This window comes from Micromonospora sp. DSM 43699 (assembly GCF_055517075.1).
This window is the reverse complement of sequence record NZ_JBTMMT010000015.1, coordinates 24921-49757: the sequence shown is the minus strand read 5'-3', so window position 1 is coordinate 49757 and position 24837 is coordinate 24921. Positions and strand designations below refer to the sequence as shown.

21 protein-coding genes and 2 pseudogenes are annotated in these 24837 nt (G+C 71.6%); 15 read left to right on the top strand and 8 right to left on the bottom strand.

Translation table 11 applies throughout. The features are described from left to right. Positions 1–41 precede the first annotated feature (41 nt). A pseudogene (locus AC0AIB_RS10745) lies at positions 42–206 on the bottom strand (IS701 family transposase); the annotation flags it as partial. A gap of 56 nt (positions 207–262) precedes the next feature. Between AC0AIB_RS10745 and AC0AIB_RS10740 the strand changes: the two are divergent. The 7 genes from AC0AIB_RS10740 to AC0AIB_RS10710 all read left to right on the top strand — a co-directional run bounded on the left by AC0AIB_RS10740 (position 263) and on the right by AC0AIB_RS10710 (position 9203). After that, positions 263–2527, top strand: a complete 2265-nt coding sequence (locus AC0AIB_RS10740) for an AfsR/SARP family transcriptional regulator (protein ID WP_328345296.1) — start codon at positions 263–265, stop codon at positions 2525–2527. Between the two features lie 110 nt (positions 2528–2637). Continuing rightward, positions 2638–3531 (top strand): hypothetical protein, encoded by an 894-nt coding sequence (locus AC0AIB_RS10735; RefSeq protein ID WP_328345294.1) that lies wholly within the window; start codon positions 2638–2640, stop codon positions 3529–3531. 325 nt (positions 3532–3856) lie between these two features. Continuing rightward, positions 3857–4042, top strand: coding sequence for a hypothetical protein (locus AC0AIB_RS10730; RefSeq protein ID WP_328345292.1), 186 nt, complete (start codon positions 3857–3859; stop codon positions 4040–4042). A 193-nt stretch (positions 4043–4235) separates the two neighbouring features. Further along, positions 4236–4949: a DUF6891 domain-containing protein gene (locus AC0AIB_RS10725; RefSeq protein WP_328345290.1), complete on the top strand. Its 714-nt coding sequence runs from the start codon at positions 4236–4238 to the stop codon at positions 4947–4949. Between the two features lie 571 nt (positions 4950–5520). Then, entirely contained in the window at positions 5521–5766 is a 246-nt protein-coding gene (locus AC0AIB_RS10720) for an AMP-binding protein (RefSeq protein ID WP_465096513.1), read from the top strand. A 353-nt stretch (positions 5767–6119) separates the two neighbouring features. Next, positions 6120–7013 (top strand): hypothetical protein, encoded by an 894-nt coding sequence (locus tag AC0AIB_RS10715; RefSeq protein WP_465096512.1) that lies wholly within the window; start codon positions 6120–6122, stop codon positions 7011–7013. 939 nt (positions 7014–7952) lie between these two features. Further along, positions 7953–9203: an alpha/beta hydrolase family protein gene (locus AC0AIB_RS10710; protein WP_328345285.1), complete on the top strand. Its 1251-nt coding sequence runs from the start codon at positions 7953–7955 to the stop codon at positions 9201–9203. Positions 9204–9640: 437 nt separating this feature from the next. Here the strand turns inward: AC0AIB_RS10710 and AC0AIB_RS10705 are convergent, their stop codons facing one another. From AC0AIB_RS10705 to AC0AIB_RS10695, 3 genes are read right to left on the bottom strand one after another with little or no spacing between them, the layout of a single operon-like run. Then, positions 9641–10819, bottom strand: coding sequence for an MAB_1171c family putative transporter (locus tag AC0AIB_RS10705; protein WP_328345284.1), 1179 nt, complete (start codon positions 10817–10819; stop codon positions 9641–9643). A 15-nt stretch (positions 10820–10834) separates the two neighbouring features. Further along, positions 10835–11347, bottom strand: a complete 513-nt coding sequence (locus tag AC0AIB_RS10700; RefSeq protein WP_328345283.1) for a hypothetical protein — start codon at positions 11345–11347, stop codon at positions 10835–10837. Beyond that, positions 11337–11813, bottom strand: a complete 477-nt coding sequence (locus AC0AIB_RS10695) for a helix-turn-helix domain-containing protein (RefSeq protein WP_328345281.1) — start codon at positions 11811–11813, stop codon at positions 11337–11339. Before AC0AIB_RS10695 ends, AC0AIB_RS10700 begins: the two co-directional genes overlap by 11 nt. A gap of 158 nt (positions 11814–11971) precedes the next feature. Between AC0AIB_RS10695 and AC0AIB_RS10690 the strand changes: the two genes are divergently transcribed. The 8 genes and pseudogenes from AC0AIB_RS10690 to AC0AIB_RS10655 all read left to right on the top strand — a co-directional run. Further along, entirely contained in the window at positions 11972–12196 is a 225-nt protein-coding gene (locus AC0AIB_RS10690) for a hypothetical protein (protein ID WP_328345279.1), read from the top strand. A 38-nt stretch (positions 12197–12234) separates the two neighbouring features. After that, positions 12235–12462, top strand: a complete 228-nt coding sequence (locus AC0AIB_RS10685; protein ID WP_328345277.1) for a hypothetical protein — start codon at positions 12235–12237, stop codon at positions 12460–12462. Positions 12463–12568: 106 nt separating this feature from the next. After that, positions 12569–14548 carry an alpha/beta fold hydrolase gene (locus tag AC0AIB_RS10680; RefSeq protein WP_465096511.1) on the top strand — a complete coding sequence of 660 codons (1980 nt, stop codon included), beginning with the start codon at positions 12569–12571 and terminating at the stop codon, positions 14546–14548. Continuing rightward, positions 14545–15111, top strand: coding sequence for a DUF5819 family protein (locus AC0AIB_RS10675; protein WP_328345273.1), 567 nt, complete (start codon positions 14545–14547; stop codon positions 15109–15111). The genes AC0AIB_RS10680 and AC0AIB_RS10675 overlap by 4 nt, the downstream gene beginning before the upstream one ends. Then, positions 15108–15878, top strand: coding sequence for a class I SAM-dependent methyltransferase (locus AC0AIB_RS10670; protein WP_328345271.1), 771 nt, complete (start codon positions 15108–15110; stop codon positions 15876–15878). Before AC0AIB_RS10675 ends, AC0AIB_RS10670 begins: the two co-directional genes overlap by 4 nt. After that, positions 15875–17698, top strand: a complete 1824-nt coding sequence (locus tag AC0AIB_RS10665) for an ABC transporter ATP-binding protein (protein WP_328345269.1) — start codon at positions 15875–15877, stop codon at positions 17696–17698. The genes AC0AIB_RS10670 and AC0AIB_RS10665 overlap by 4 nt, the downstream gene beginning before the upstream one ends. Before the next feature lie 16 nt (positions 17699–17714). After that, positions 17715–19196: a phytoene desaturase family protein gene (locus tag AC0AIB_RS10660; RefSeq protein ID WP_465096510.1), complete on the top strand. Its 1482-nt coding sequence runs from the start codon at positions 17715–17717 to the stop codon at positions 19194–19196. 586 nt (positions 19197–19782) lie between these two features. Beyond that, positions 19783–20081, top strand: a pseudogene (locus AC0AIB_RS10655) (SitI3 family protein); the annotation flags it as partial. A 501-nt stretch (positions 20082–20582) separates the two neighbouring features. Here AC0AIB_RS10655 and AC0AIB_RS10650 read toward each other — a convergent pair. Genes AC0AIB_RS10650 through AC0AIB_RS10635 form a run of 4 tightly spaced genes read right to left on the bottom strand, consistent with a single transcriptional unit; the run spans position 20583 to position 24809 of the window. Beyond that, a complete protein-coding gene (locus AC0AIB_RS10650; RefSeq protein WP_328345265.1) occupies positions 20583–21407 on the bottom strand; it encodes an SDR family NAD(P)-dependent oxidoreductase in 825 nt (274 codons plus the stop codon). Further along, positions 21404–22246, bottom strand: coding sequence for an amidohydrolase family protein (locus AC0AIB_RS10645; RefSeq protein WP_328345263.1), 843 nt, complete (start codon positions 22244–22246; stop codon positions 21404–21406). Before AC0AIB_RS10645 ends, AC0AIB_RS10650 begins: the two co-directional genes overlap by 4 nt. Continuing rightward, positions 22243–23430: a mandelate racemase/muconate lactonizing enzyme family protein gene (locus AC0AIB_RS10640; RefSeq protein ID WP_328345261.1), complete on the bottom strand. Its 1188-nt coding sequence runs from the start codon at positions 23428–23430 to the stop codon at positions 22243–22245. Before AC0AIB_RS10640 ends, AC0AIB_RS10645 begins: the two co-directional genes overlap by 4 nt. Next, positions 23430–24809: an aspartate aminotransferase family protein gene (locus tag AC0AIB_RS10635; protein WP_328345259.1), complete on the bottom strand. Its 1380-nt coding sequence runs from the start codon at positions 24807–24809 to the stop codon at positions 23430–23432. Before AC0AIB_RS10635 ends, AC0AIB_RS10640 begins: the two co-directional genes overlap by 1 nt. Positions 24810–24837 lie beyond the last annotated feature (28 nt).

Genomic DNA, 24837 nt, shown 5'->3' with positions numbered 1-24837 from the left:
GCCGCAAGTCACCAATCTGACGGTCGGCGACCGCGCCCTGACCGGTCGAGCAGCCACTGCATCCGGTCCGGCGCCGCATCGCCGGCGGCCTCGGCCAAGGTCCAGCCGTCCCGTGTCGCCAGGGGCGACAACAACCCGACCAGGTAGGTCAGCACCCGCCGGCGCGGCTCTGCCCGCCCGGACCGGTGCGCGAATCGCGCCAACAGTTACCGGGCTGACGCCGTCCCGGCGTCGATCACGCCGATGAGCTGCCGAAACCTCAATGCGGGCAAAGTGCGGCTGGAGTACCGGCGTCACCGCATCCGTGGTTCATCGAATATTTGCGCAAACAGCGTGGCGACTGCCGCGCGGGATTCCCACCGCGTCCATTGCTGTCCGCAAGATTTGCTGGACACGCAGGTACGACCTGCGGGTACGGTCCAGGCGTCCGCTGCTTGTCCGGAATGAATGGGATGAGCCTATCGGCGAGCGACCATTCCCAGAGACGGCTCAAGCCCGAGATGCCGCCGGCACGGGGGATCCTTCAGCGCAGTATCGCCAATTTTGCGATGGACGCGCCGAAGCCACCTCATCTCAAAGAGGGAGCATATTCGTGCGGTTCCGCGTTCTCGGTCCACTGGAGGTCGTCGGCACGACCGGCCACCTGTCGTTCCCGCCTCGGCAGCGGACCGTTCTCTCCATGCTGTTACTCGAACCCAACCGGGTGGTGACCGTCGAGCGCCTCGTGGACGCCGTCTGGGACAACACGCCACCACGGACCGCGAAGGAGCAGGTCCGGATCTGCGTCTCGGCCATCCGGCGGGCCATGACCGCCGGCGGCCGGCCCGACGCTATCGTGACCCGCCCGCCGGGCTACTCGATCCAGTGCACCGACCGGGAACTGGATCTGCTGGAGTTCAACGATCTGGTCGCTACCGGCCGGCGGCTACTGGGCCAGGGCCGGCCGCACGACGCGGTCGACGCGCTCCGTGACGCCCTGCGGCTGTGGCGGGGTGCTGTCCCGCTGGTCGGCGTACGCAGCCAACTCGTCCAGTCGATCGGCACCCAGCTGGCCGAACGGCGGCTGGCGGTGATCGAGGAATACGTCGACGTGCGACTGCGGCTCGGCCAGCACCACGAGCTGGCCAGCGGGCTGGCCGAACTGGTCGCGGCGAACCCGTTCCGTGAGCGGCTGCGGGCACGGTTGATGATCGCGCTGTACCGCAGCGGACGGCAGGCCGAGGCGCTGCACACCTACCGGGTCGGCCGGCAGCTGTTCGTGGAGCAGCTCGGCTTGGAGCCCGGGGCCGAGCTGCACCGGTTGGAGCGGGCGATTCTCGCCGGAGAACTGGCCGACCTGCTGGAGCCGGAGGAGGCGTCCCGTCCGATACCGGTGCGGGCCGCCGTGCCCCGCCTGCTACCGGCTGACATCGGCGACTTCACCGGCCGGCGGGACCTGATCGAACGGGTGCGCACGGCGCTGCGCGGACCGCGCGACGCCGGGTCCCGTGCCGTGCCCATCGTGATCCTCGCCGGCCGGCCCTGGCTGGGCAAGACCACCCTGGCTGTGCACGTCGCCCACGCCCTCGACAAGGAGTATCCGGACGGCCAGCTGTTCGCCCGGCTCGGCGGCACCGCCCGCCCGGCCGACACCGGTGGGGTGCTGGCCCGTTTCCTCGGCGCGCTCGGCGTGCCGGGCCGGGCCGTACCCGACACCCTGGAGGAACGGACGGACATGTACCGCAACCTGCTCAGCGACCGCCAGCTTCTCGTGGTCCTCGACGACGCGGCCAGCGGGCAGCAGGCGGCGCCGCTGCTACCCGGCGGCCCGACATGCTCGGTGATCGTGACCAGCCGGACCCGGCTGGCCGCGCTCGGCGGCGCGACCACGCTGACCATCGGCCCACTGGAGGCCCGGGAGTCGGTCGAACTGCTCACCAAGGCGGTCGGCCAGGAGCGGGTCGACACCGAGGCGGCCGACATCGCCCTGCTGGCCGACCTGTGCGCCGGTGAGCCGCTGGCGCTACGGCTGGCCGCCGGGCGGCTGAAGAGCCAACCGCACTGGCCGGTACGGGACCTGATCGTCCGCCTGTACGACGACCACCGCCGGCTGACCGAACTGTCCTACGGCGGTCTGGACCTGGTGGCGATGGTCAACGAGATCTGGCAGGGTCTCACCCCGCTGGCCCGGGGCCTGCTGCGGCGCGTCAGCCGGCTGGACGACCTGCGCTTCCAGGACTGGATGTGCGCGCCCCTGCTGGGCGTCGCCGAGCAGGACGCACAGGACGCGCTCACCGAACTGCTGGACGCCGGGCTCCTGGACGTCGAGCGGCAGGACGGCCACATCGTGTTCCAGCTGCGGGGCCTGCTGCGGGCGTTCGCCCGGCGGTCAGCGGCCGAGGAGTCGTCCTTCGGCGACACCGGCCGCGCGGCGGAGCGGCCCGGCGGGAGCCACGCCGACATCAGCGGGGACCGCACCCCCTCAGCACAGCCAAGACGCCGCCCGACCCGGGATGACCTGAACCGCACATCGCCTAGATCATCCTAGGAGGCAGGCCTGATTCTGTCGGATGCCGGGCGGTAAGGGCACGACCGACAAGCGGATCACCGTCAGCAGCAGGCGTTGCCGGTTTGTCCGATCGCCTAACATCGGCGTACGTGACCTGGTTTGCACTGGCGGCCGCGCCGTCCGCCGACGAGCCGCCGGTGTTGTTCGCCGCCGCCGTGTGGTCGGTGGCGGTGATGGCCACGGTCCTCGTCAGCACCTTCGTCACCTACCTGCTGCGGCAGCGGCTCGAACGGGTGAACACACTGGTCCAGGGGATGCGCGAGCACGAATACGTCAGGAGCGTCCAGCAGCCGGTCGCCGCCGTGCTCGTCGCCGCGGTGGGCGGCTACGGCATCAACACCGCCACCCAGGAGGCCGGCTGGCCCGGATACCTGGGCTGGCTGCTCGGCATGCCGATCCCCGCCGGCATGGTCACCTGGGCCGCGATCCGCAGCGTCCGGCAACGCCGGTTCGACGAGCAGTGGCCACCGGACGAGATCCCCGCCAACGACCCCGTCAAGATCCGCAGCACCCTCCGCCGGGTCGTCCACCAGCACACCGAGGCCGAACAGGCGGACCCGGCCGCGCTCGACCGGGCCCTGACGCTCCTGCTGGACCATGTCCTACCGGCCCTGCGCCAACGCCGCGACCGTGACCCCCGCCGATGGCTACGGGAACACCGCACGACCACCACCCTCGTACTCGGCTGGGCGGTGACGACCCTGACCGCCACAGCGGTGGCCGTCTCCCCCCACCTGTCGGACCGACGCCGGAGCGCCTGGCTCTTCATGGCCGCCGCCACCCTGGTGATCGCCCTCCTCGCCAGCAGCCTGCTGACCGTCCTCTACCGCTACAGCCGCTACCGGAACACCACCCTCGCCGACGAGATACAACAGTCGGCAGGCACAATCCGCCGCCGCATCGTCGAACGCCGCCTCGGCATCCCCACCACACCCGACGACGGCCCACGACGCCGACGACGACCCGCCACCCACCACGGCTGAACCCCTGCCGAACATCACCCACCGCCCCCGCACCCAGAGCCGACAGCCAGCACAGCGGCGAAAGCCACGCCGCACACTCCACGACTTGAAACCTCGCCGACAACCGCCAAAGGCGGACACCCGATGCACAGCAGAACATCGCTCGACACTCGCCGACCGCCAGGAGATCGCCGGTCGAGGAAGACAAAGACCTCCACAATTCGATACTGGTGTATGCACGCTGAGCCAGGTTGTACTTGGGTAGCAGCAGCAGACTGAGTTCCTCCACGCCTGGGCGTCATGGGCACAGGCCAACGAGAAGGCGCTCGTCGACCCTGGCGCTCCGGTGAACGCGAAGAAGCTGGTCACGGCACAGGGGATCGAGGACCTCGTCGACGCCACGACCGGCTACACGATCGTGGGAGCGGCCTCGCACGACGAGGCGGTCCGGATCTTCTCCGGGCACCCGCACCTGGGGCTGTCCGCCGGAAACTCGATCGCGGTGCTGGAGTGTCCTCCTCCGCCCAACTGACTCGTCAGCCGGTGGTCCGCTCGGAACGCCCCCAGCGAAGGCGCCACGTTGATTCTGGCTGAGGCGGGTTCGACTGCGGTGGCGTCGGCTGGGGTGGGTCGTCGGTCGAAGGCGTGGGTGGGCTCGTACCGCAGGGCACGACAGCGCAGGTGCCAGTGCGGCACTGTCGCAGGTCCGTGTGAAGATCGTCGCTGTGACTGAGTGGATCTACAACGATCGTCCCGAGGGCGTCAGGTTCCTGCCCGAGCGGATCGCGGAGCCGGGCCGGGCGGAGATCGAGGACGAGATCTGGGCTTTCGTGGTGCGCGGCGAGGACGACGCCGACGAGTTCTTGGACTACTTCGACGATGACGAGCAGCGCCACGGTGCGACCGACGAGGAGCTCAGCGCGGCGTACGCCACCGCCGTGGCCGTTCGGCGGGAACAGCAGCGTGGCTGGGGCGAGGTGCGCAGCAATCTGACCAGCGCCTTCGCGGAGCTCACCGCGCTCGGCGTGGTGGCGAGGGAGGACTTCAGCTGTTGCGGCACCTGCGCGGCGGCGGAGATCCACGACGAGCGGGACGACTCCCGGCACTGGCAGGGATACCTCTGGTATCACCAGCAGGACACGGAGTCGCTGGTCGCGAGCGAGGACGGCGAGGTCTACCTCGGCTACGGCGTCTACCCACCGGCGGACTTCGACGAGGACGCCTACGCCGCCCTGTCCGAAGCCGAGCAGCAGGCCGGCTACCAGGCCGACCTGGAACGGTTCCTGGACGAGGTCGCCTTTCCGGTGCTCCGCAGGCACGGCATGCGGGTGGAGTGGAACCGCAAGCAGTCGAGGCGGATACGGGTGACCGGCGCCCAGTGGTACGCGGAGATCGACCCAGACCACCCGCACGAGGACTTTGCCGTCCTGACGAGGTGACGAGGGAGCCTGAGCCCGGGGGCGGGGGCTGCCGGTCTGCCCCCGGCGCTGGCCGGTCGATGACAGAGCACTGGGCCGGTACGAGGTGATGGGGAGGCTCACGGGTGAGGTGAGGACACGTCCGTCGGCAGGACGGTACGGGCCAACGTGCTTAAGGGCACCCGCCCCAGTGTCAGCGACGGCTTTCATGAGGTGGCTAATCCTGTTCGACCCACCTGCGTCGGCCGGCATCACACGCAGGCACCGCGCGCGGTGAGCGAGCGATTGCCGCGCTCAAGCGCGCCTACCCGGAGGCGGTCGCCGTCCGACACGGCGGGAAGAGCCTGCGCTACGGCGAGCTGGACGCCGCCGCCGGGCTCGCGGGGCACCTGGTCGAGGCGGGGGTACGGCCGGGGACGGGTCGCCGTGACCGCCGAGCGGGGCGCGGACGCGGTCACCGCGTTCCTGGCCGTGCTGCGCGCCGGGCGGCGTACGTGCCAGTCGACGTGGCCCAGCCGCCCGCCCGCAGCCGGACGATCCTGCGCGACAGCGGCGTGCGGCTCCGCCCTGTGCCAGCCGGGGTGTGCAGGACATGCCGGCCGGGGTGCCGACAGTTGACCTGGCCGCCGCGCTGGCCGGGGCCGCCGACCGGGCCGCGCCGGTGCCGGTGACCGTCCGGCATCCCGCGTACGTCATGTACACCTCCGGCTCCACCGGGACGCCGAAGGGCGTGGTGGTCCCGCACGAGGCGATCCTGCGGCTGGGGGCGCAGCGGGTTAGCGATGCTCGGCCCTGGCAAGGCGTGGTTACCCGTATGGCTGTTGGTCGCTCGATCTGACGCGATGGAGAAAGCGATGGATGGGATCATTGCGTGGGTTTGCAGCATCACAGCAGTACCGCACCCGCAACGGACGCACCGAACTCGTCCCCCGCAACCCCCACTACCGGGCGGCCACGCGACGATCCTCGGCAAGGTCATCTGCGTCCTACACCGCCCATGATCCCGAACTGGATCAGGTTGCGGCCGCGTGGGAGGAGGGGCCGGTCGTGCCGCTGAGAGGGCCCCCGCCTCGACGATCGAAGTCCAGCGAGGTTGGGCTGGTACGTCGGTCACGAGTCCCGCCTTCGGGTTGGCTACCGTCCTGCGCCATGACGCGATCTCGTGTGCATTCCCGGTACCGGGATGGACTTGTGCTGGCCTACGAGATTCCTGTCGGCTCAGCGCCGGTGTCGGACGTGGTGCCCGCGGCGACCTTTCCCGTTGGGGCGCACATGGAGTTGGACGACCATGCCATAGCACCCGACCTGAGCCGCGCCGTGTACGCGATGCCCGACCACGTGACGTGTATCGACCGTACCGGACGGAGGCTGTGGCAACTCGACTTCATCCCCGCTGCGGCACCGTGGCCCATCGCCCATACCTGCTGCGCCTACTCGTTGGACGGAATGATCGTGTGGGTGTTCCGACCTGACGCGATGGCGCGCGGTACCGGCGCCGATCAGTGGTTGGCCGTCGACGCGGGCACCGGCCGGGTGGTGGCGCAGGTGGACTTGTGTTCGGCCGGTCACGGGGGCAGACACTTCACCCATCCAGACGGCAGGCACATGCTGCTGAGTGTGGGGGAAGGACAGGATGGCTCGCTGATCTACCGGGGTCGCTTCGAGAACGGTCGGATCGAGCTGACCGAGTATCCATGGCCGGATCGCGTCCTTGTCGCCGTAGCGCCGGACGGCCGCCATTTCATGACAGTGGACCACGATCAGCATGATGCCGCTTTCCATGCGTATCCCGACGGCGCAGTCGTCGCGCGAGTAACGGCGGAGTCGCTCGGACGTGATCGCGACGGCGTGTTCGTCGAGTGGGTTGGCTGCTACCTCGGCGACGACACCGCCGTTGTGACAGTCGTCGGCGAGGCCGACGATGAGGAGGAGGGGTTCGAGCGGTACATCGTCGATCCGCAAACCGGCGCGGTCCGAGGGCAGCTGGCCCCCTTGCCTGGGGAACAGTACGACTACGAACCGTTCGGCGACGGCTCTTGGCTCACCACCGCCGACGACCATCGGCTTCAGCGCCAAGCCGGTTAACGGAGCGACCCGGGTCGGTAGGACTTCGTGCAAGAGGTTGAAAGATCAGGGTTATGGCGGTTTGCCGGTGCTCATGGCCAGGCCACGCCATTGCTTGAGGCGGTGGACGGAGGGTTGTGCACGGCGGATGGCGTCCGGGCGTAGGCGCGGGCCCGCTCCCTGCCGAAGCCGGTGTCATTCGCCGGCTGATTCTCGGGCAGCCGGCGTCGCGTGCGCGCCCCACAGCAAGGTCCGTACGAACGGCGATGTCCGGGGGACGTGGGGGATGTCGAGGTGGAGCCGGTACCGGACGGTGTGGGTGCCGTCCCGCCGGATGGACGCCTTCCGGTCGGTGCTGATCGCTTCGGCGGCGACCAGCACCGATGGCCCGCTCGATGGCCTTGATGTCGGCCCGGGTGAGGGGTCCGACCTTCCCGCGGCCGAGGGCGAACTCGGCGAGGGCGTGGTGGCCCCGCCCGAACCAGGGGCGGGAGTCGTCGTCTCTCGACACAGCGGCCATGTAGGCGAGTAGCTGCATCGGCAGGGCGCTACAGGCCGGCTCGCTGACTCTCGACGAGCTCAGCCCCGACGGCTACCGGCAGTACCCCACTGCGCGGTGGATGGTCATGGAGTCGGACGGGCCGGTCGTCACCGCCTGCCTCGGGCCGGCCCGGGAAAACCCCTCTGACTCGACCGCACCGGCATATTCTCGACCCGTAGGCACCGGAGGGATCAGGTCCGCGGACCCGTCACACGTGACGGCAGTCCTCCCGACCGCCGGGGGCCTGCCGGTGGTGCGCGGACGACGCGACGGGTCACGTCGGTGGCGGTGGGGCACGACCTCCTGCGGGAGCGGTCTCGGGAACTCACGACGACGGGAGCACGATGATCAGCTGCCCCATCGGATCACGCGGACGGCGCTGTCGCGTCCGGCGCGGACTCCCGGTCGTCGCGCTGCTGGTGGGGTTACTGATCCCCGTCGCCCCGGCGTGGGGTGCCGACGGTGGTCCGACCGGCGCCGTCGAGGTGTCCTCCGACGGGGACGTGGTCGGCACGCCCACGCCGCTGCGGAACGTGCCGTCGGTGATCGCCGACGTGGCCGACGGTCAACTCGTCGTCTACCGCATGCCCGGCATCCGGGGTGGCCAGATCAACGCCACCGCCATGCTGTTCCTGCCCACGCAGGCGCCCCCGCCCGGCGGGTGGCCACTGGTGGTGTGGGGGCACGGCACCGTCGGGTGGGCCCCGGAGTGCGCGCCGAGCGTGCAACTCCAGGAGCACGGCCGGTGGGCCGACGGGCCGAACGCCGCCCTGTTGGCGTCCATCCTGAGCATGAACATCGCCGTGGTCGCCCCGGACTACGAGGGACTCGGCCCGGTGGCAGACGGTGTAACGGAGGGGCACGGCTACTACGAGCTGTCGAGCGAGGGAAACTCGATGGTCTACGCCGCGGTGGCCGCACAGCGGCTCCTCGGCGACCGGCTGTCGGGTCAGTGGGTGCCGGCCGGCTGGTCGGAAGGGGGCTTCGCCGCTCTGGCCGCGGCGTACTACTCCGACCGGGCCACGATGGCGGACCCCGACCTGAAGTACCGCGGCACCATCACCCTCGCCCCGGTACCGGACGTGCCCGCGATGAACGGGGTCCTGTGGAACGACATCGAGACGGCCGCGCGATCCGGACTCCCGCCGACAGAGCACCAGATCGAACAACTCGTCTTCGCCAACGCGGAGACCATCTACTTCACCAGGACCGCACGCTACGCCGGCTACGACATCGACCCCGCCACGATCTACGGCCCCAACATGCTGAGGTTCTACCGCGAGAACTGGCGCACCTGCCTGGACGGCCTCAACGCCCTGGTCAAACGGGACATCCAGAACTACCTGAACGCGTCCCCGACGCACCGGCTGACCACCTATCCAGGCATCCGTGGCGACACCCCGAACTCCCTGCCGGAGAACAGGCGGTTCTACGCGGAGAACCAGGGCAGGCTGGAGAACTCGACACTGCCGGGGTCGATCCTCTGGCTGTACGGGACCGACGACATCACCAGCCCCGCCACGGTCACCTACCACACCGTCAACACGATGTTGATCAACGACAACGACGTCAACCTCGCCGTACTCGAAGGAGCCGGCCACTACGACGTCTCCACCGCCGGCCAACCGCTGATCCAGGCCCGGCTGAAGCAACTCTTCGACATCGCGTAGGGCCGTGCGACCCCGATGCCGTACGTCCGGGTGACCGGTGTGCCGGGACTCCCTGGCCCTGCCGTCCTCGACACGGTCCTTCGCCGACGTCGGCGGGCTGGTGTTGCAATCGATCTATCAGGAGTTGCAGGTCCGCTGGTGCTCGCCCCGATGCCCCAGTACGCACACCTCAGCGAGTGCGACATGTTCGACGAGGCGGCCGATGGCAGCACGGCGGCAGATCAGCGAATCCCGTCGCGGCGATCAGGCCGGGACAGTGCTCGGTCGATGCGTGCAGTCACCGTTGGCGATGCGTCTTGTGATCAGGCAGCCACGCTGGCGGCACGGCAAACCGGGGCTGTCGGTTCTGCCCGGTGCGCCCGGGGGACCGCCGAGGTTGACCCGGGCGAAGGGACAGCGCAGCTTCACCGGCCAGCCGAAACCCGATTGCCAGGGGGCTACGCCTGGTCGGCGTTCTGGGGTCTGGTGGCTTCGGCGGCAGCGAGTTGGCGGACCCGGGCCACCTCCGCCGAGCTGGCGAACTGCCGGGCCACCCGAGCCAGCCAGGCGCTCTCCGAGGCCAGTGAGGCGTCCACGTCCTGGAACGGGTGCTCGGCACGGTAGTCCCGGCCGTGCGCGTGACCGACGAGGGCGGCGGCGATCACCGCCGCCTCCACGGTGGCCGGGTCCGCCGCCGGGCCGACCCAGCGCGACACGTCCGGATGGGCGTACGGGCGCAGCGTCAACTGCGCGTCGCGGATCTCGATCACCCGCCGGTAGAGCGCAAACTCCGCGCCGGGCAACCGCCAGCCGCCGCTGGTGTTGAGGTCGATCTGCGGCAGCGCGGCCCGCAGCGCCCGCCAGAGCGGGTCGATCCGGCGCAGCCGGCGTAGCGCACGCAGCCAACGCAGTGGCGCGGTGATCCGGTCGCCCCAGGCGGTCAGGGTAGCCCCGATCAGCCAGAGCAGCATGCAGACCGAGCCCAGGGTGGCGCCGATCGGCAGCGTGGTGGCCAGGGATCGGCCGGTGAGGAGGGTGATCACCGGCCGGACCCCGGACCAGGCCGCCCAGACGATGCCCAGCGCGGTGCCGGTGACCACGAAGCTGAGTCCGGTCCGCAGTACGCCGGCCGGCACGTGGCGCAGGTAGCCGCCCACGCTGGTGATGAAGGTGACCAGGCAGACCGCGATGTAGCTGAAGAAGACCACGAGGTAGCCGACGACGACCGGATCCCGCGAGTACGCGTTGACGAAGTTCAAGGTGAAGGTGGTGTCGGCGTTCGCCAGCAGCACCGCCATCGCCAGGACCGCGCCGACCAGCAGGACACCGTGCCGGCGCAGCCAGCGCCGGGTGCCGGCCGGGCGGGCGATGCTCTGACCGAGCGCGCCGAGGAAGTACGCGGCGAGCATCTCCAGGCCGTTGCCGAGCAGTCGACTGAGGTTCGGCACCGGCTCGACGTGGCTGATCGCGATCAGGACCGGGTGGGCCATCACCGCCAGGCCGAGGCCGATGCAGAGGAAGAAGGCGGAGAGGTACCGGGTGCCGGCGGCGCGCCGACGGCCGGGTACCGGGATGAGTTTGTAGGCGGCGACCACGATGGCGAGCGCCAGGGCGGTGAAGTTGAGCCAGGTCAGCATGGTGCCCGGCCCTGGTCAGCCGGTGTCGAAGATCGAGCCGAGTCGGGCCAGCCCGTCGGCGACCTCGGGGGTGACCGGACCGGCGCCGCCGGTCGGGCCCCGGCGGGCGCGTTGGGCGATCATCGAGGCGACCAGTTCGGCCTCCTGCTCCTGGGCGGCCGAGTAGTCGGAACGGCCGAGCACCCGGCGGACCAGGTCGGTGGAGAGGTTCGGCAGCAACAGGGCGGGCAGGGCGGCCAGCGAGCGGTCGTCGACATGGCCGCAGAGCAGGTGCCCGACCTCGTGCAACAGGATGTGCTCCTGGTGCAGCCGGGTGGTGCTGGTGGCGTAGAAGAGGTAGTCGGCCTGGTCGGTGGTGACCAGTGCACCGCACTGACTGGCCCCACCGGGCATCGGCACCAGCTCGACCGGCCGGCCCCGCTGGTGGGCCAGCGCGTCGACGAACCGGGTCGGCTCGAACGGCGTCGGGATCGACAGCGCGTCGACGATCCGTTGGCACCGGCGCCACATGCCCCGATCAACCGCCATCGCGCTCCACCGGACCGCCCGTACCGGGCCCGGGCAGCTCCACGCCGGCCGGCCCGGCGCGGCGTGCCTCCCGCCGCCCGATGGCTTCGATCATGTCGCTGATGGTGTCCAGCCCCTCCGGGGAGAGGGTGACCGCGCGCAGCGCGATCTGCCGGACGGCGCTGTCGCGCAGCGCGCCGAGCAGCTCCAGCTCCTCGACGATCCGCGCGCTCTGCTCGTCGTCGAAGAAGTATGCCGCCGGCACCTGGAAGAACTGGGCGAGGGCCTCCAGGTGCCGCTTGGTGGGGTTGGTCCGTCGGCCGTTGCGCAACTGCCAGAGGTACGTGGTGGAGAAGCTCTCCCCGGTGGCCTCGCGGCAGGCGGTGGCCACCTCCTCGTTGCGGTACTGCTCCCGGTCGGGTCGGCGGATCACCGCGAAGAGTCTGTTGATCTTCTCGGCGAGGGTGCCCGTGGTCGGGTGGCCCATGTGGTGACCTCCCCTCGCCGGATCGGGTGGACCCCGTTCTCCGTGGTTGACGGCGGCGACCCCCTCGGACATCCTAGCGACTCAGGAATTTAGCTGAGATGAACGGCCTGCGCGCCGCCTTTCACACTGGCTGAGAGCTTTCGAGGGAGGTGAACCAGATGACCGCACTTGTCGACCACACCAACGACATCTCCCTGGAGATGTTCGGTGAGCTCACCGAGGCCGACCGGACCGCCCAAGGGCTGGCCGGGCTCACCCCGGTGCTCGCCACCCCGACGGCGGTGGCGCTCGGCGTCGCCGTCGGCGCCGTGGCGTTCCACGCCGGCTACATGGTGGGCATCGCCCGCAACATGGCCGAGGGCACCAGGCCCCAGCCGAAGTAGTCGCCCGACAACCCGTACCGCCAGTCAGGAGGTGATCCATGTCCGTTCTCGCCAACAGGGTGAACGCGGACCCCGCCCTCGCCACGATCCCGATCCACAGCGACGAGGCATACAACCAGGTCGGCGGGATGCCGGTGCTGGCCACTCCGGCCACCATCGTCACCGTGGCGGCCGGGGTCGGCCTGGTCGGCTCGGTGGCGGCGCTCTTCGGCGCCGGCTACGTCGCCGGGCGCAACCTCGGCGGGACCAGGCCGGTCCCGAAGTGATGACGCGATCGCGGTAGCAGTACCCGGGCCGGTGGACCGCCGCGGCGGTCCACCGGCCCACCCGTCCCGCCCCGGTCCTCCCCGCACCATCAGGAAGCGCTGACCCATGAAGAGAGCACCCTGGCACCGCCGGCTCCGGCCGCCCGCCACGTTCGACCGCTCCGCCGTGCTGAACTGGACCGAGCGGATCAGTTCGGTGACCCACCTCTTCGCCAGCCTGGAGTACCTCACCCGCAGCCGGGACCGGCAGCGGGGCGGGGCGAACAACTGGGCGGTCAACCGGCGTACCTTCCACGAGCACGCCCCCCGCCTGACCCGGGCGCTGGACCTGGCCGCCAACGACCGGGTGGCCACCGCGCTGCACGTCAGCCGGGCCGTCGCGGCGGCCGCGCTCTGGCTGCCGCTCAACCGCCGGCAGCGGGTCGCCGCGAACGCGGTGCTCACCGGCAGCCAGGCCGCGCTGCACGCCCAGCACCTCTACGGCAGTGACGGCGCCGACCAGGTCTCCTTCCTGGTCCAGGCGCTCACCACCGCCGCCCGCGCCGGCCAGCGCCGACCCGCCGTGGTCGACGCCTGCCTCTGGTTCGTCGCCCTGCAGTCGGTGCTGTCGTACACGGTCTCCGGCTGGGCCAAGCTGCCCAGCGAGACCTGGCGCAGCGGACGCGCCCTGCCCGGCATCACCCGGACCCTCACCTACGGCGACCCGCAGGTCTGGCAACTGATGCGCCGCTACCCCCGGCTGACGAAACTCGCCGCCCACGGGGTGCTGGCGATGGAGTGCGCCTTCCCGCTGGCCTACGCCGCGAAGGGCCGCCCCGCGCCGTACCTGCTCGCCACCGCCGGGGCGTTTCACCTGGTCAACGCGCGGGTGATGGGGCTCGGCCGGTTCTTCTGGGCGTTCACCTCCACCTATCCGGCGGTCGCCTACACCACCCGGCCACGGGAACGCACCGGCGACGCGGCCGGCTTCCGGCGCGACGACACCCTGCCCGCCGTGGCGACGGCCGCCGGGCTGGTGCTCTTCGCCGCCGGCCAGGTCGCCCGAATCCGGCGGCGTCGGCTGATCGAGCGGGGGCGCGGCGACGAGCGCACCTTCACCACCGCCGCCGGCAACGTGCTGTCCTACCGGTACGCCGGCAACCCGCCACCCGACCGGACCACCCCTGCCGGGGAGCGGTCCGGCGGGGCTGGGGAGCGGTCCGGCGGGGCTGGGGAGCGGTCCGGCGGGGCTGGGGAGCGGTCCGGCGGGGCTGGGGAGCGGTCCGGCGGGGCTACCGGCGACGGGCCGCTGGTGGTGCTGGAGAGCGGGATGGCCGCCACCGCCGAGCACTGGGAGCGGATCGCCGGTCCGCTCGGTGACCGGTTCACCACGGTCACCTACCAGCGGGCCGGCTACGGTGCCAGCCGCTACCGGGGCACCGGGGAGTACCGGTTCGAGACCATGGTCGACGACCTGGTCGAGCTGACCCGGCACGTGGCCGGCGACCGCCCGGTGGTCCTGGTCGGCCACTCACTCGGCGGCTACCTGGCCCTGCTCGCCGCCGAACAACTCGGCGGACAGGTACGCGGGGTGGCCCTGGTCGACTCCAGCCACCCCGCCGAACTACGCCGTTCCCTGCGGCAGGCCGAGGGCGGTCGGGCGCTGACCAGCACCCTGGCCATCATGCCCGGTTCCCTGCGGGCCGGATTCGGTTCGCTGCTGCCCCGGGCCCCCTGGATCGACCGGCTGCCCGAGCCTGTCCGCCCGCTCGCCCTGGCCCAGTACCGCGACCCGGAACTCTGGGCCGCCGCCCGGCGGGAGTGGCGGGTGGTGCAGGAACGCTTCGAAGACGAGAGCACCGGGCTGCCCCGGATCGACGTACCACTGGTGGTGGTGACGGCCGGACGGACCGCGCGGACCGACTCCGTCCAGGCCGACCTGCACGACGAGTTCGCCGCCGCGGCACCCCGGGCCGAGCGGCACCTGATCGCCGACGCCGACCACGACGAGATCCTCACCGACGCCGACCGGTCCGCGGAGGTCGTCAAGATCCTCACCGCGTTCGTGGACGACGTCACCGGGCCGGGGCCGGAGGTCCGGCGATGAGCCGCCGGGTCGGCTCCGACCTGCGCCCACTGACCACGGCGATCACCGCCGGCCTGGTCGGCTGGTTCGGGGTGACCGTGCTCAGTCAGCACCCGCAACAGGTCTTCGACCGGTTCCGCCGCTACGACGTGCCCGGGTTGCTCATCGGCAACTGGCGCTTCTTCGCCCCCGAACCGGCACAGCACGACTTCCACGTCCTGCACCGGGTGCTCACCGCCGACGGCACGCAGACCCGCTGGGTGGAGACCACCCAGATCCCGCGCCGGCATTGGCGGCAGGTGGTCTGGTTCCCGGAACGCCGGCAGGACAAGGCGATCTTCGACATCTGCGCCGATCTGATCGTGCACCTGGGCACCCCCGGCGTCGAGATCACCGCCACCGCGCCGTACGAGGTGCTGCGGGACTTCGTCGCGCACGCCGTACGCCGGCAGTACGCCGGGGCCGACGTACCCCGGGGATTCCAGTTCGTGATCGCCCGCAGCGCGGGCTACGACGAATCCCACCAGCCGGACTACCTGCTTGTCTCCCCGTTCGAACCGTTGCCGGAGGGCACCCCGAGATGACTGAGATCGCCGACAGCGGTTACGGACGCCAGTTCGTCGACTTCTACGACCAACTCTTCCCCGGCGGGACGGCTGCGGAGCCGGCCGTCGCCTACCTCGCCGGCCTGCACCCGGGCGGCGGAGCACCCACCCTGGAGCTCGGCGTCGGCACCGGCCGGATCGCCCTGCCGCTGGCCGACCGGGTAGGCGAGATCGTGGGGGTGGACTCGTCGCCGGAGATGCTCGACGCGCTGCGGGCCGCCCTGGCCGACCGGCCCCGCCCGGTCACGCCGGTGCACGGCGACATCCGCGACTGGTCCGACGACCGCCGGTACGGGCTGGTCTACTGCGTCTGCGGCACCCTGTCGATGCTGCTGGACCCGCAGGAGCAGCAACGGGTCGTGCAGGCCGCCGCCGCCCGGCTGGCCCCCGGCGGGATCCTCGTGGTGGAGACCCACAACCCGCAGTTCGCGCTGGCCGTGCTCAACCAGGGCCGGGCCCGGGACTCCTTCTTCGTGCCCTACCCCGGCCAGGACACCGGGCTGCTGTCGTACTCCACCATCGACGTGGCGAACGGGATCTGGCACCTGGCGCACATCTGGATCTCCGGGGGCCGGTCCCGGATCGCCTCGGAGCTGAGCCGGCTCACCACCCCCGACGAGGTCGACGGGTACGCCGAACAGGCCGGACTGGCCCCGCTGGCCCGGCACAGCGACTGGGCCGGCAACGAGTTCACCGGCACGGAACCGATGTACGTCACCGTCTACCGCGCCCCGGGTGACCGGTGAGCACCCCGGCCGCCGGTGAGCGGCACTGGCTGCGCATGATCGCCGGGTACGTCCGGCCACACCGGGGGCCGTTCGTGGCCGCCGCCGTGTTGCTGCTCCTCTCCAGCCTGCTCGGGCTGGCCCAGCCGCTGGCCGCCAAGGCGCTGATCGACGGCCTCACCGCCGGTCAGGGGGTGGGTCGGGCGCTGGTCGTGCTGACCGGGCTGGTGATCATCGCCGCCGTACTGCTCGGGATCGGCAACTACCTGATCCTGCGCACCGCCGAGGCGGTCGCCCTGGACGGGCGGCGCGGCCTGGTCCGGCACCTGCTGCGGCTCACCGTGCCGGCGTTGCAGCGGCAGGCCCCCGGCGACCTGCTGGCCCGGGTCGCCGGGGACACCATGCTGCTGCGGCAGATCGCCAGCCAGTCCCTGATCGACATCTTCACCGGCGGCGTCATGCTGCTCGGCGCGGTACTGCTGATGGCGGTGGTCGATCTGGCCCTGCTCGGGGTGACCGCGGTCGTGGTGGTGCTGCTGGTGGTCATCATGGGGTTGTTGATGCCCCGGATCCGCGCCGCCGCGCTGCGCTCCCAGGAGTCGGTGGGCGACATGGGTGCCGCCCTGGAACGGGCGCTGGGCGCGTTCACCACCATGAAGGCCTCCGGCACCGAGGCCACCGAGGCGGCCCGGATCGACGCGGCGGCGCTGACCGCGTACCGGCAAGGGGTGAGCCTGGCCCGCTGGGGCTCGGTCGCGGGCACCAGCGCCGGCCTGGCCATCCAGGTCGCGTTCCTGGTGGTCCTCGGGGTCGGCGGCGCGCGGGTGGCCAGCGGCGCGATGCCGGTCTCGGCGCTGGTGGCCTTCCTGCTCTACGTGGCCTACCTGAGCCACCCGGTGATGCAGCTCGTCGGGGCCGGCACCTACCTGCAGATCGGGCGGGCGGCGCTGACCCGGATCGCCGAGATCGACGCGTTGCCCACCGAACCGATCGACCTGCCCCCCGCGCCGCCGGTCAGGGCAGCCAGCCCGGCGACCACCGGAACCGGTGCCCCGGCGGGAGCCGGCGGGCCGACCAGCACGTCGACCGGGGCGGGGTCGGCCCGCGGGCCGGCGGAGGTGGTGTTCGAAGAGGTCTGCTTCCGGTACCCGGACCGGGACGAACCGGCCCTGCGCGACCTCACCCTGACCGTGCCGGCGGGCGGGCTGACCGCCCTGGTCGGGCCCTCCGGCTCCGGCAAGACCACGGTGCTCGCCCTGATCGAACGCTTCACCGAGCCGCAGCAGGGCCGGATCCTCGTCGACGGCCGGCCGCTGGCCGACTGGCCGCTGGCCGAGCTGCGCGCCGCCATCGGGTACGTCGAGCAGGACGTCGCGGTGCTCGCCGGGACGCTGCGGGAGAACGTCGCGTACGCCTCCCCCGGCGCCACCGACGAGGAGATCCGGGCGGTGCTGCGGACCACCCGGCTCAGCACCCTGCTGGACCGGCTCGGCGGTGACCTGGACGCCCCGATCCGGCACCGGGGGCTCTCCCTGTCCGGCGGCGAGCGGCAGCGGATCGCGGTGGCCCGCGCGCTGCTGCGCCGTCCCCGGCTGCTGCTGCTCGACGAGGTGACCTCGCAACTGGACGCCGCCAACGAGGCCGCCCTGCGCGAGGTGATCCAGGAGGTCTCCCGCCGGACCACAGTGGTCGTGGTCGCGCACCGGCTCTCCACGGTCCTCGCCGCCGACAAGATCGTCGTGCTGGAGAATGGCACGGCCCGTTCCGTGGGTTCGCATCCGGAGCTGGTCCGCACCGATGCGCTCTACGCCAGTCTGGCTGCGGAACAGGCGTTGGTCTGAGGCGGGAGGGCACACCATGGGAGCGCAGACCGCAGCCGGCGGGTTGGACGCGGTGGTGGTCGGCTCCGGCCCGAACGGGCTGGCCGCCGCACTGGTGCTCGCCTCGGCAGGGCTGAGCGTCCAGGTTCACGAGGCCGCCGACACCACCGGCGGCGGCACCCGGACCGAGGAGCTGACCCTGCCCGGGTTCCGGCACGACGTCTGCTCGGCGGTGCACCCGATGGCCCTCGGCTCGCCCTTCTTCCGCGCCTTCGACCTGGCCGCGCACGGCGTACGGCTGTTGCAGCCGGAGATCCCGTACGCCCATCCGCTCGACGGGGGGCGGGCGGCGCTGGCCTGGCGGGACCTGGACCGCACCGCCGAGGGGCTGGGTCGCGACGGGGCGGCCTGGCGGTCCCTGCTCGGGCCGCTGGTCCGACGCTGGTCGGGAGTGGTCGACACGGCCATGTCCGACCTGCGCCGGGTGCCCCGCGACCCGCTCGCCGCACTGCTGCTCGGGATCCGCACCCTGGAACAGGGCACCCCGGCCGCGGCGGCCCGGTTCCGCACCGAGGAGGCCGCCGCGCTGCTGGCCGGGGTGGCGGCGCACGCGATCGCCCCGCCGCGCCGGCTCGCCCCGGCCGGGGCCGGCCTGCTGCTGGCCACCCTCGGACACGCGGTCGGCTGGCCGGTCCCCTCCGGTGGCAGCCGGGCGATCACCGACGCGATGGTGAACCGACTACGGCAACTCGGCGGCCGGGTGGTCACTGGCGACCGGATCGACGACCTGGCCCAGCTGCCGCCGGCCCGCACGGTCCTGCTCGACGTCTCCCCCGCCGGCCTGCTGCGCATCGCCGGCGACCGGCTACCCGCCGGCTACGTGCGCAGTCTGCGTTCCTTCCGGTACGGCGGGGCCGCCTGCAAGGTCGACTTCGCGCTCTCCGGGCCGGTGCCGTGGGCGGATCCGGGATGCGCCCGCGCCGGCACCCTGCACCTGGTCGGCTCGGCCACCGAGGCCCGGATCGCCGAAACCGCTGTGGTACGCGGCCGGCACCCGCAACGCCCGTACGTGCTCGCGGTGCAGCCCGGCGTGGTCGATCCGACCCGCGCACCCGCCGGCAAGCAGGTGCTCTGGACGTACGCGCACGTGCCGAACGGCTCCCCGCGCGACGTCAGCGACCAGATCGTCGCCCAGGTGGAACGTTTCGCGCCCGGCTTCCGGGACCTGATCCTGGCCACCCACGTGGTGCCGGCGGCACAGGCCGGCGCACACAACCCGAACTACGTCGGCGGGGACATCTCCGGCGGGGCGGTCACCGGGTGGCAGCTGGTGATGCGGCCGGCGGCCCGCTGGGACCCGTACCGGACCCCGCTGCCCGGCGTGTACCTCTGCTCGGCCTCCACCCCACCCGGCCCGGCCGTGCACGGCATGTCCGGGCTGCACGCCGCCGGCCGCGCCCTGCGGCAGCACTTCGGCATCCGCACCGCCCCCCTCGACCTGATCCGCGGCGGACACTGAGCGATCCGGGCGGCGACCGAGTGGGGCGGCATCGATCGGGTTTTCAACCATCATCAGAATCGCTTGCACCCCGTCCGACGGGTAACCGGGCTAAACTGGAGAGTGGCACTCATACACCAGCAAGTCTTCGAACGGTACGTCCACGCCGGTGCGGTCACCCGGAACCCGGACGCGATCGCCGCCCTCTTCACCGAGGACGGCGCATACGAAGCACCGCTGGCTCCCGGCGTCGACCTCCGTCTACGGTTGGGCATAGCCGGTAACCACCTCCCCGCGGCCCCGGGCCGTTGACCGCTTCAGACGCCGGCCGACGGCACCGGCGGTCGGCGTGCCCGGCACAGGAAGCGGTGGGACGGCTCAGCACCGGTCGGTGCCGCGTCGGCATCGAGCACGTGCAGATCGGCTCGGGTGCCTACCGAGCTTGAGCAGCGCCTCCCGTAGGTCAAGGGGCGGTTCGCCAATCAACTCGGCTTCTTCTTCGCGGTCCTTTGCCGTACACCGATCGACGGGCTGAAGGAACTGGTCATGGTCAGACCCGACAGCACGATCCACCAGATCATCCGGCGAGACTGAGGAGAGGGCAGCGATGGGCGTCGAGTTCCGGCTGGTCCTGGCCGGTGATCCCGCCGTCGACGAGGTCGCCGCCCGCACCGCCGCGACCCCGCAGCCGACGTCGAACCCGCGCCTGTCCACCGCCCGGCTGTACGACCAACGCGGGTACGCCGTCACCGTCCGCCCCGGCACCCACGGCTACTACGAAGCCGACACCGACGACGAGGCCCGCTGGGAATGGGAACCCGACACCTACGTCAATGTCACCTTCTCGACGCGCCCGACGACCTGGCCGACAAGGGAATACCGAACATGCTGTCAGCGGTGGCCAGGGACCGCTGCCACCTCCGCCACCTCTTCACCGACGCCGTCGCCTGCCCCTGCACCGTCGGCCCTGGCCGCAACCACCACCGCACCGGTGAGAGGTGGACCCTCCGCGAGCCCACCGCTCCGCGTACGCGTTCGCCCGAGGCCACCGCAGCAAGGCGGGGGTAACGAAGAACGTCGACCAGCGGAACCGAGGCAGCAGCCGCGACAGGGCTGACAGCACCAACCGGTCGACGGGCTCGGGGTCCGGACGTGCGACCTGTCGGCGCAGCACCGCGACCTGATGACACAGCACAAGAATCTGGAGATCCTTGGACCGCTCGCGACGCAGGCCTTGCCCCACGAGCCGCAGGATCTGACACAAGACCAGGTACCCGAAGGACAGGAACATGCCCGCCACCACGCCTCGCGGTCGGCTGGCTGGGCCGCACAGAACCACACCCCAGAGGGCAGAACCGGGTTTCCGAGCGGTACGGGCGGGCACCTCCGACGCGGCGTGGCGGGAGGTCAGAGTGTGCTGCGGTACGGCGGCATGAACCGCAGCCGGGGCATCTGGTCGGCGAGCACTCCCCCGTCGACGACGAGATGGGTGCCGGTGATGTAGCGGCCGGCGTCGGAGGCCAGCAGCAGGAGCGCGCCCACGCAGTCGGCCGGTGTGCCATAGCCACCGCGCAACGGGATCCGCTCCTGCCAGGCGGCCTCGAACGCCTGCCGGTCCAGGGGGAAGTCGCCGTCGATCGGCGTGGCGATCATGCCGGGAGCGATCGTGTTGGCGGTGATGCCGTGCGGGCCCAACTCGGCGGCGAGCGATCGGGTGAGCAGCTCGACGGCGCCCTTCGAGGCGTTGTAGTGAGCCAGCCCAGCCTCGGCCACCAGCCCGTTCTTCGAGGAGATGTTGACGATGCGGCCGGCCACCGCGTCGGCGATCATGTGCTCGGCGACGCGCTGCGCGAGGAAGAAGACGGCATCCACGTTCACCCGCATCACCTCGCGCCACGCGGCGACGGTGATCTCGTTGAAGTGCTCCAACCGGGCCACGCCGGCGTTGTTCACGAGGATGTGCACCGGGCCGCGGTCACGGCGTAGCCCGTCGACCCAGGCGGCGATCGCCGCGGTGTCGGACAGGTCGAACGGGTACGGGTGGCAGGGTCGGCCGTGCTCGGTCACCGCGGCCACTACCGGGCCGAGGTCGACACCGGGCCGGTCCACCACCACGAGCTCGGCACCGGCCGAGGCGAGGCCGACCGCGAACGCGGCGCCGAGCCCTCGCGCGGCGCCGGTCACCACGGCGAGCCGGCCGGACAGGTCGAAGGAGGGCGTGACGCGGGTCATGCCAACCCCAGCAGGTCGAGTGACGGGCGGTGGATCAGCTGCTCGACCTGCTCGGTGTCGAGCGGGTCGAGGCCGGGGATGCCGGGCACTCGGCCCACCGCCCGCAGCCCCTCGATCGAGGCGTCGACCGTGGTGAAGGGGTAGTCGCTGCCGAACATCAGCTTGTGCCACACGCCGTAGTCCTGGACGAGCCGCAGGCTGTGCCAGAGCTGGAAGGGACGGTAGTGCAGCGCGGAGACGTCGGCGTAGACGTGCGGGTGCTTCCGGATGACCGCGATGCACTCCCCCTCGTACGGGTGGCCCAGATGGGCCAGCACCATGCGCAGCTCGGGGTGGCGGATGGCGACCTCGTCGAGGTGCACCGGCAGGGCATAGCGCAGCGGCGCGGCGGAGACGAAGGTGGTGCCGGTGTGCACCAGCAGCGGCAGGCCGTGCCGCTCGGCGTAGGCGTACAGGTCGTCGTGGGCGGGGTCGGCGGGGTCGAAGCCGGCGTACATCGGCATCAGCTTGATGCCGCGCAGCCCGAGGTCGCGGTGCCCGTGCTCCAGCTCGTCGCGCCACTCGGGCTGGGTGGGGTCCAGGGCGAGGTACCCGATGAGCCGGTCCGGCCGGGCGGCCACGTACGCGGCCACCGCGGCGTCGTCCACCCACAGCCCGGACCGGCGGGCCTTCCCTCCGACGACGATCGTGCGGGTGTCCGCCGGTGCGGTGGCCGCGTACTCCGACCACCGCACCGTCAGGTCGACCTCACCGCCGTGCGCCCGCGAGGCCTCGGCGGCGAACGGGTCACCGACGTGGTCCGGGCAGTCGAACAGGTGCGAGTGCACGTCGACGATCATCTGCGGTCCCGCTTCTCCCAGCCCTCGGCGAACATGTTCCAGAAGCCGTGGCTCGGCGGGTGCTCGGCGAACACCTCGTCCACGAGTTCGACCCCGAGGCCGGGGCCGGTGGGCAGGTCGATGTGCCCGTCGACCACCGGCAGGGCGCCCCGCACCGCGTCGAAGACGTAGTCCTCCAGCAGCCCGTCGAAGGTCTCAAGAATCTTGAAGTTGGGCATTCCGAGGACGGCGTGCACGGAAACCGTGGTGCACAGCGGCGAGTTGGAGTTGTGCGGGGCGACCACCATGGCGTGCTCGTCGGCGATGGCGGCGATCTTGCGCACCTCGGTGAACCCGCCGGCCATGGAGAGGTCGGGCTGGATGATGTCGACGGCGTCGGTGGCGAACAGCCGGGCGTACTCGTAGCGGTTGTGGAAGTGCTCGCCGCCGGAGATCGGCATCGTAGCCCGGGCGCGCAGCTCGGCGTAGCGCTCGATGTGGGTCCACGGCAGCGGCTCCTCGAACCAGCCGAGGTCGAACGGCTCCAGCTCCCGCACGAGCCGGGCGGCGGTGTGCATGGCGAAGCGGGCGTGCCCCTCGACGAACAGCTCGGTCTCGGGGCCGACGGCGGCGCGGACGGCGGCGACGATGTCGACCGAGCGGCGCAGCTCGGCGCGGGACAGCTCACCGAGGCCGGCGCCGAACGGGTCGAACTTCAGCGCGGTGTACCCCTTGGCGACGGTGGCCCGCGCCCGTTCGGCGAACGCGGCCGGCTCCCGGTCGCCGGTGTACCAGCCGTTGGCGTAGACCCGTACCCGGTCACGGCAGGCGCCGCCGGTCAGCCGGTACGCGGGCACGCCGAGGGCCTTGCCCATGATGTCGTAGAGGGCCTGGTCGACGCCGGAGACGACGATCCCGCCGACGTCGCCGCCGCGCAGGAAGTCGCCCTGGTACATGCGCAGCCAGATCTCCTCGACGTCGAACGGGTCGGCGCCGATCAGGTGCCGCCCGGCCATCGCCTCGGCGAGCTGGCAGGTCTCCCGCGTCCGGTAGGGGTGGGTGATTTCACCGACGCCGGTCAGCCCGGCGTCGGTGTGCACCCGCACGTAGGAGAAGTCGCGCCAGGCGGTGCCGAGGGTGAGGGTCTCCACCCGGCTGATCCGCCCCGCCGGCCCGACCGGCCGGGTCTTGTCGACGGTGAGCATCAGCACCCTTCCCCTCCGGCGGCCGCGCCGCCCATGGTGGCGGTGCCGGCCAGCTCGGTCACCCCGCCGGAGGCGAGGGTGTCGCGGACGGCCGCCCGGGTGGCCTCGACCAGGTGGTCGATGTCGGCGTCGGTGTGGGCGTACGAGATGTGGTTGCGCTTGAGGTTCAGCGGCAGCTCGAAGATGCCGTGCTCGGGCATCCGCCGACGGTAGCCGATGAACATGGCGGCATCGTTGCGCAGCAGGTCGTCGTAGCTACTCGGTGCCGGGCCGGGCATGAAGTAGGTCACGAACACCGAGCCGTGGCCGGTGACCACGGCGGGGACGCCGAGGCCGGCGAGGACCTCGGCGATGCCGGCGCGGGCCCGCTCGCCGAGGCGGTAGACGTGCTCGTGCACGGGTTCGGCGCGCAGCTTGCCGAGGGTGGCGAGGGCGGCGGCGACCACGGCCGGATGGCCGTTGTAGGTGCCGGCGAAGAACGCGGGTGCGCCGGGGCGGGTGCTGAACAGGTCCATCAGGTCGGCGCGACCGCCCAGGGCGCCGATCGGGTAGCCGTTGGCGATGGCCTTGCCGAGGGTGGTCAGGTCGGGGGTGACGCCGCTGATCTTCTGCCAGCCGCCGAGGTCGTGCCGGAAGCCGGTGATCACCTCGTCGAAGACGAGGACGCTGCCGGCCCGGGTGCACTCGTCGCGCAGGGCCTGGAGGAATTCCTGTTCGGGCAGGAGGCAGCCGACATTGTGTGGCACCGGCTCGACGATGACGGCGGCGATGTCGGCGCCGTGGGCGGCGAAGGCGGCCCGGACGGCGGCCACGTCGTTGAAGCGCAGCACGAGGGTGGCGTCGAGGACCTCGGGCAGGATGCCGGTAGAGATCGGGTCGACCTGGCCGACCCGGTCGGGGGCGGAGATGACGTTGAGGCTGACCGAGTCGTGCCAGCCGTGGTAGCAGCCCTGGAACTTGACCACCAGGCGCCGGCCGGTGGCGGCGCGGGCGACCCGCAGGGCATGGAAGGTTGCCTCGCTGCCGGTGCTGGTCAGGAGCACCTTCTCGATGCTCGGGATCAGTTCGGCGAGGGTCTCGGCGAGCTCGATCTCGCCGTGGGTGACGGCCACCCCGCACAGGTCGAGCCGCTTGCCGGCCTCGGTGACGGCGGCGTTGACGTCGGGGTCGTTGTGGCCGAGCAGGGGCGGGCCGAAGGCCGCGTGGTAGTCGGTGTACTGGCGTCCGTCGGTGTCCCAGAAGTGGGCGCCGGAGGCGCTGGCGATCACCAGCTCGGTGAGGCCCGGGATGCTGCGCTGCCCGCTGTTGACGCCGCCGGGGATGACCCGGCGTGCCCGCTCGGCGAGGGTGGCGCCGGACGGGGCCGATCGTGAGTTCACACCTTCTCCTCATCGCTGCGGCGCGGCG

Coding starts and splice junctions, on each gene's coding strand:
- AC0AIB_RS10660 (WP_465096510.1), top strand. CDS start 17,715: ATGGGAGCGCAGACCGCAGCCGGCGGGTTGGACGCGGTGGTGGTCGGC.
- AC0AIB_RS10670 (WP_328345271.1), top strand. CDS start 15,108: ATGACTGAGATCGCCGACAGCGGTTACGGACGCCAGTTCGTCGACTTC.
- AC0AIB_RS10740 (WP_328345296.1), top strand. CDS start 263: ATGCGGGCAAAGTGCGGCTGGAGTACCGGCGTCACCGCATCCGTGGTT.
- AC0AIB_RS10640 (WP_328345261.1), bottom strand. CDS start 23,430: ATGCTCACCGTCGACAAGACCCGGCCGGTCGGGCCGGCGGGGCGGATC.
- AC0AIB_RS10705 (WP_328345284.1), bottom strand. CDS start 10,819: ATGCTGACCTGGCTCAACTTCACCGCCCTGGCGCTCGCCATCGTGGTC.
- AC0AIB_RS10720 (WP_465096513.1), top strand. CDS start 5,521: ATGCCGGCCGGGGTGCCGACAGTTGACCTGGCCGCCGCGCTGGCCGGG.
- AC0AIB_RS10685 (WP_328345277.1), top strand. CDS start 12,235: ATGTCCGTTCTCGCCAACAGGGTGAACGCGGACCCCGCCCTCGCCACG.
- AC0AIB_RS10695 (WP_328345281.1), bottom strand. CDS start 11,813: ATGGGCCACCCGACCACGGGCACCCTCGCCGAGAAGATCAACAGACTC.
- AC0AIB_RS10650 (WP_328345265.1), bottom strand. CDS start 21,407: ATGACCCGCGTCACGCCCTCCTTCGACCTGTCCGGCCGGCTCGCCGTG.
- AC0AIB_RS10645 (WP_328345263.1), bottom strand. CDS start 22,246: ATGATCGTCGACGTGCACTCGCACCTGTTCGACTGCCCGGACCACGTC.
- AC0AIB_RS10675 (WP_328345273.1), top strand. CDS start 14,545: ATGAGCCGCCGGGTCGGCTCCGACCTGCGCCCACTGACCACGGCGATC.
- AC0AIB_RS10690 (WP_328345279.1), top strand. CDS start 11,972: ATGACCGCACTTGTCGACCACACCAACGACATCTCCCTGGAGATGTTC.
- AC0AIB_RS10680 (WP_465096511.1), top strand. CDS start 12,569: ATGAAGAGAGCACCCTGGCACCGCCGGCTCCGGCCGCCCGCCACGTTC.
- AC0AIB_RS10700 (WP_328345283.1), bottom strand. CDS start 11,347: ATGGCGGTTGATCGGGGCATGTGGCGCCGGTGCCAACGGATCGTCGAC.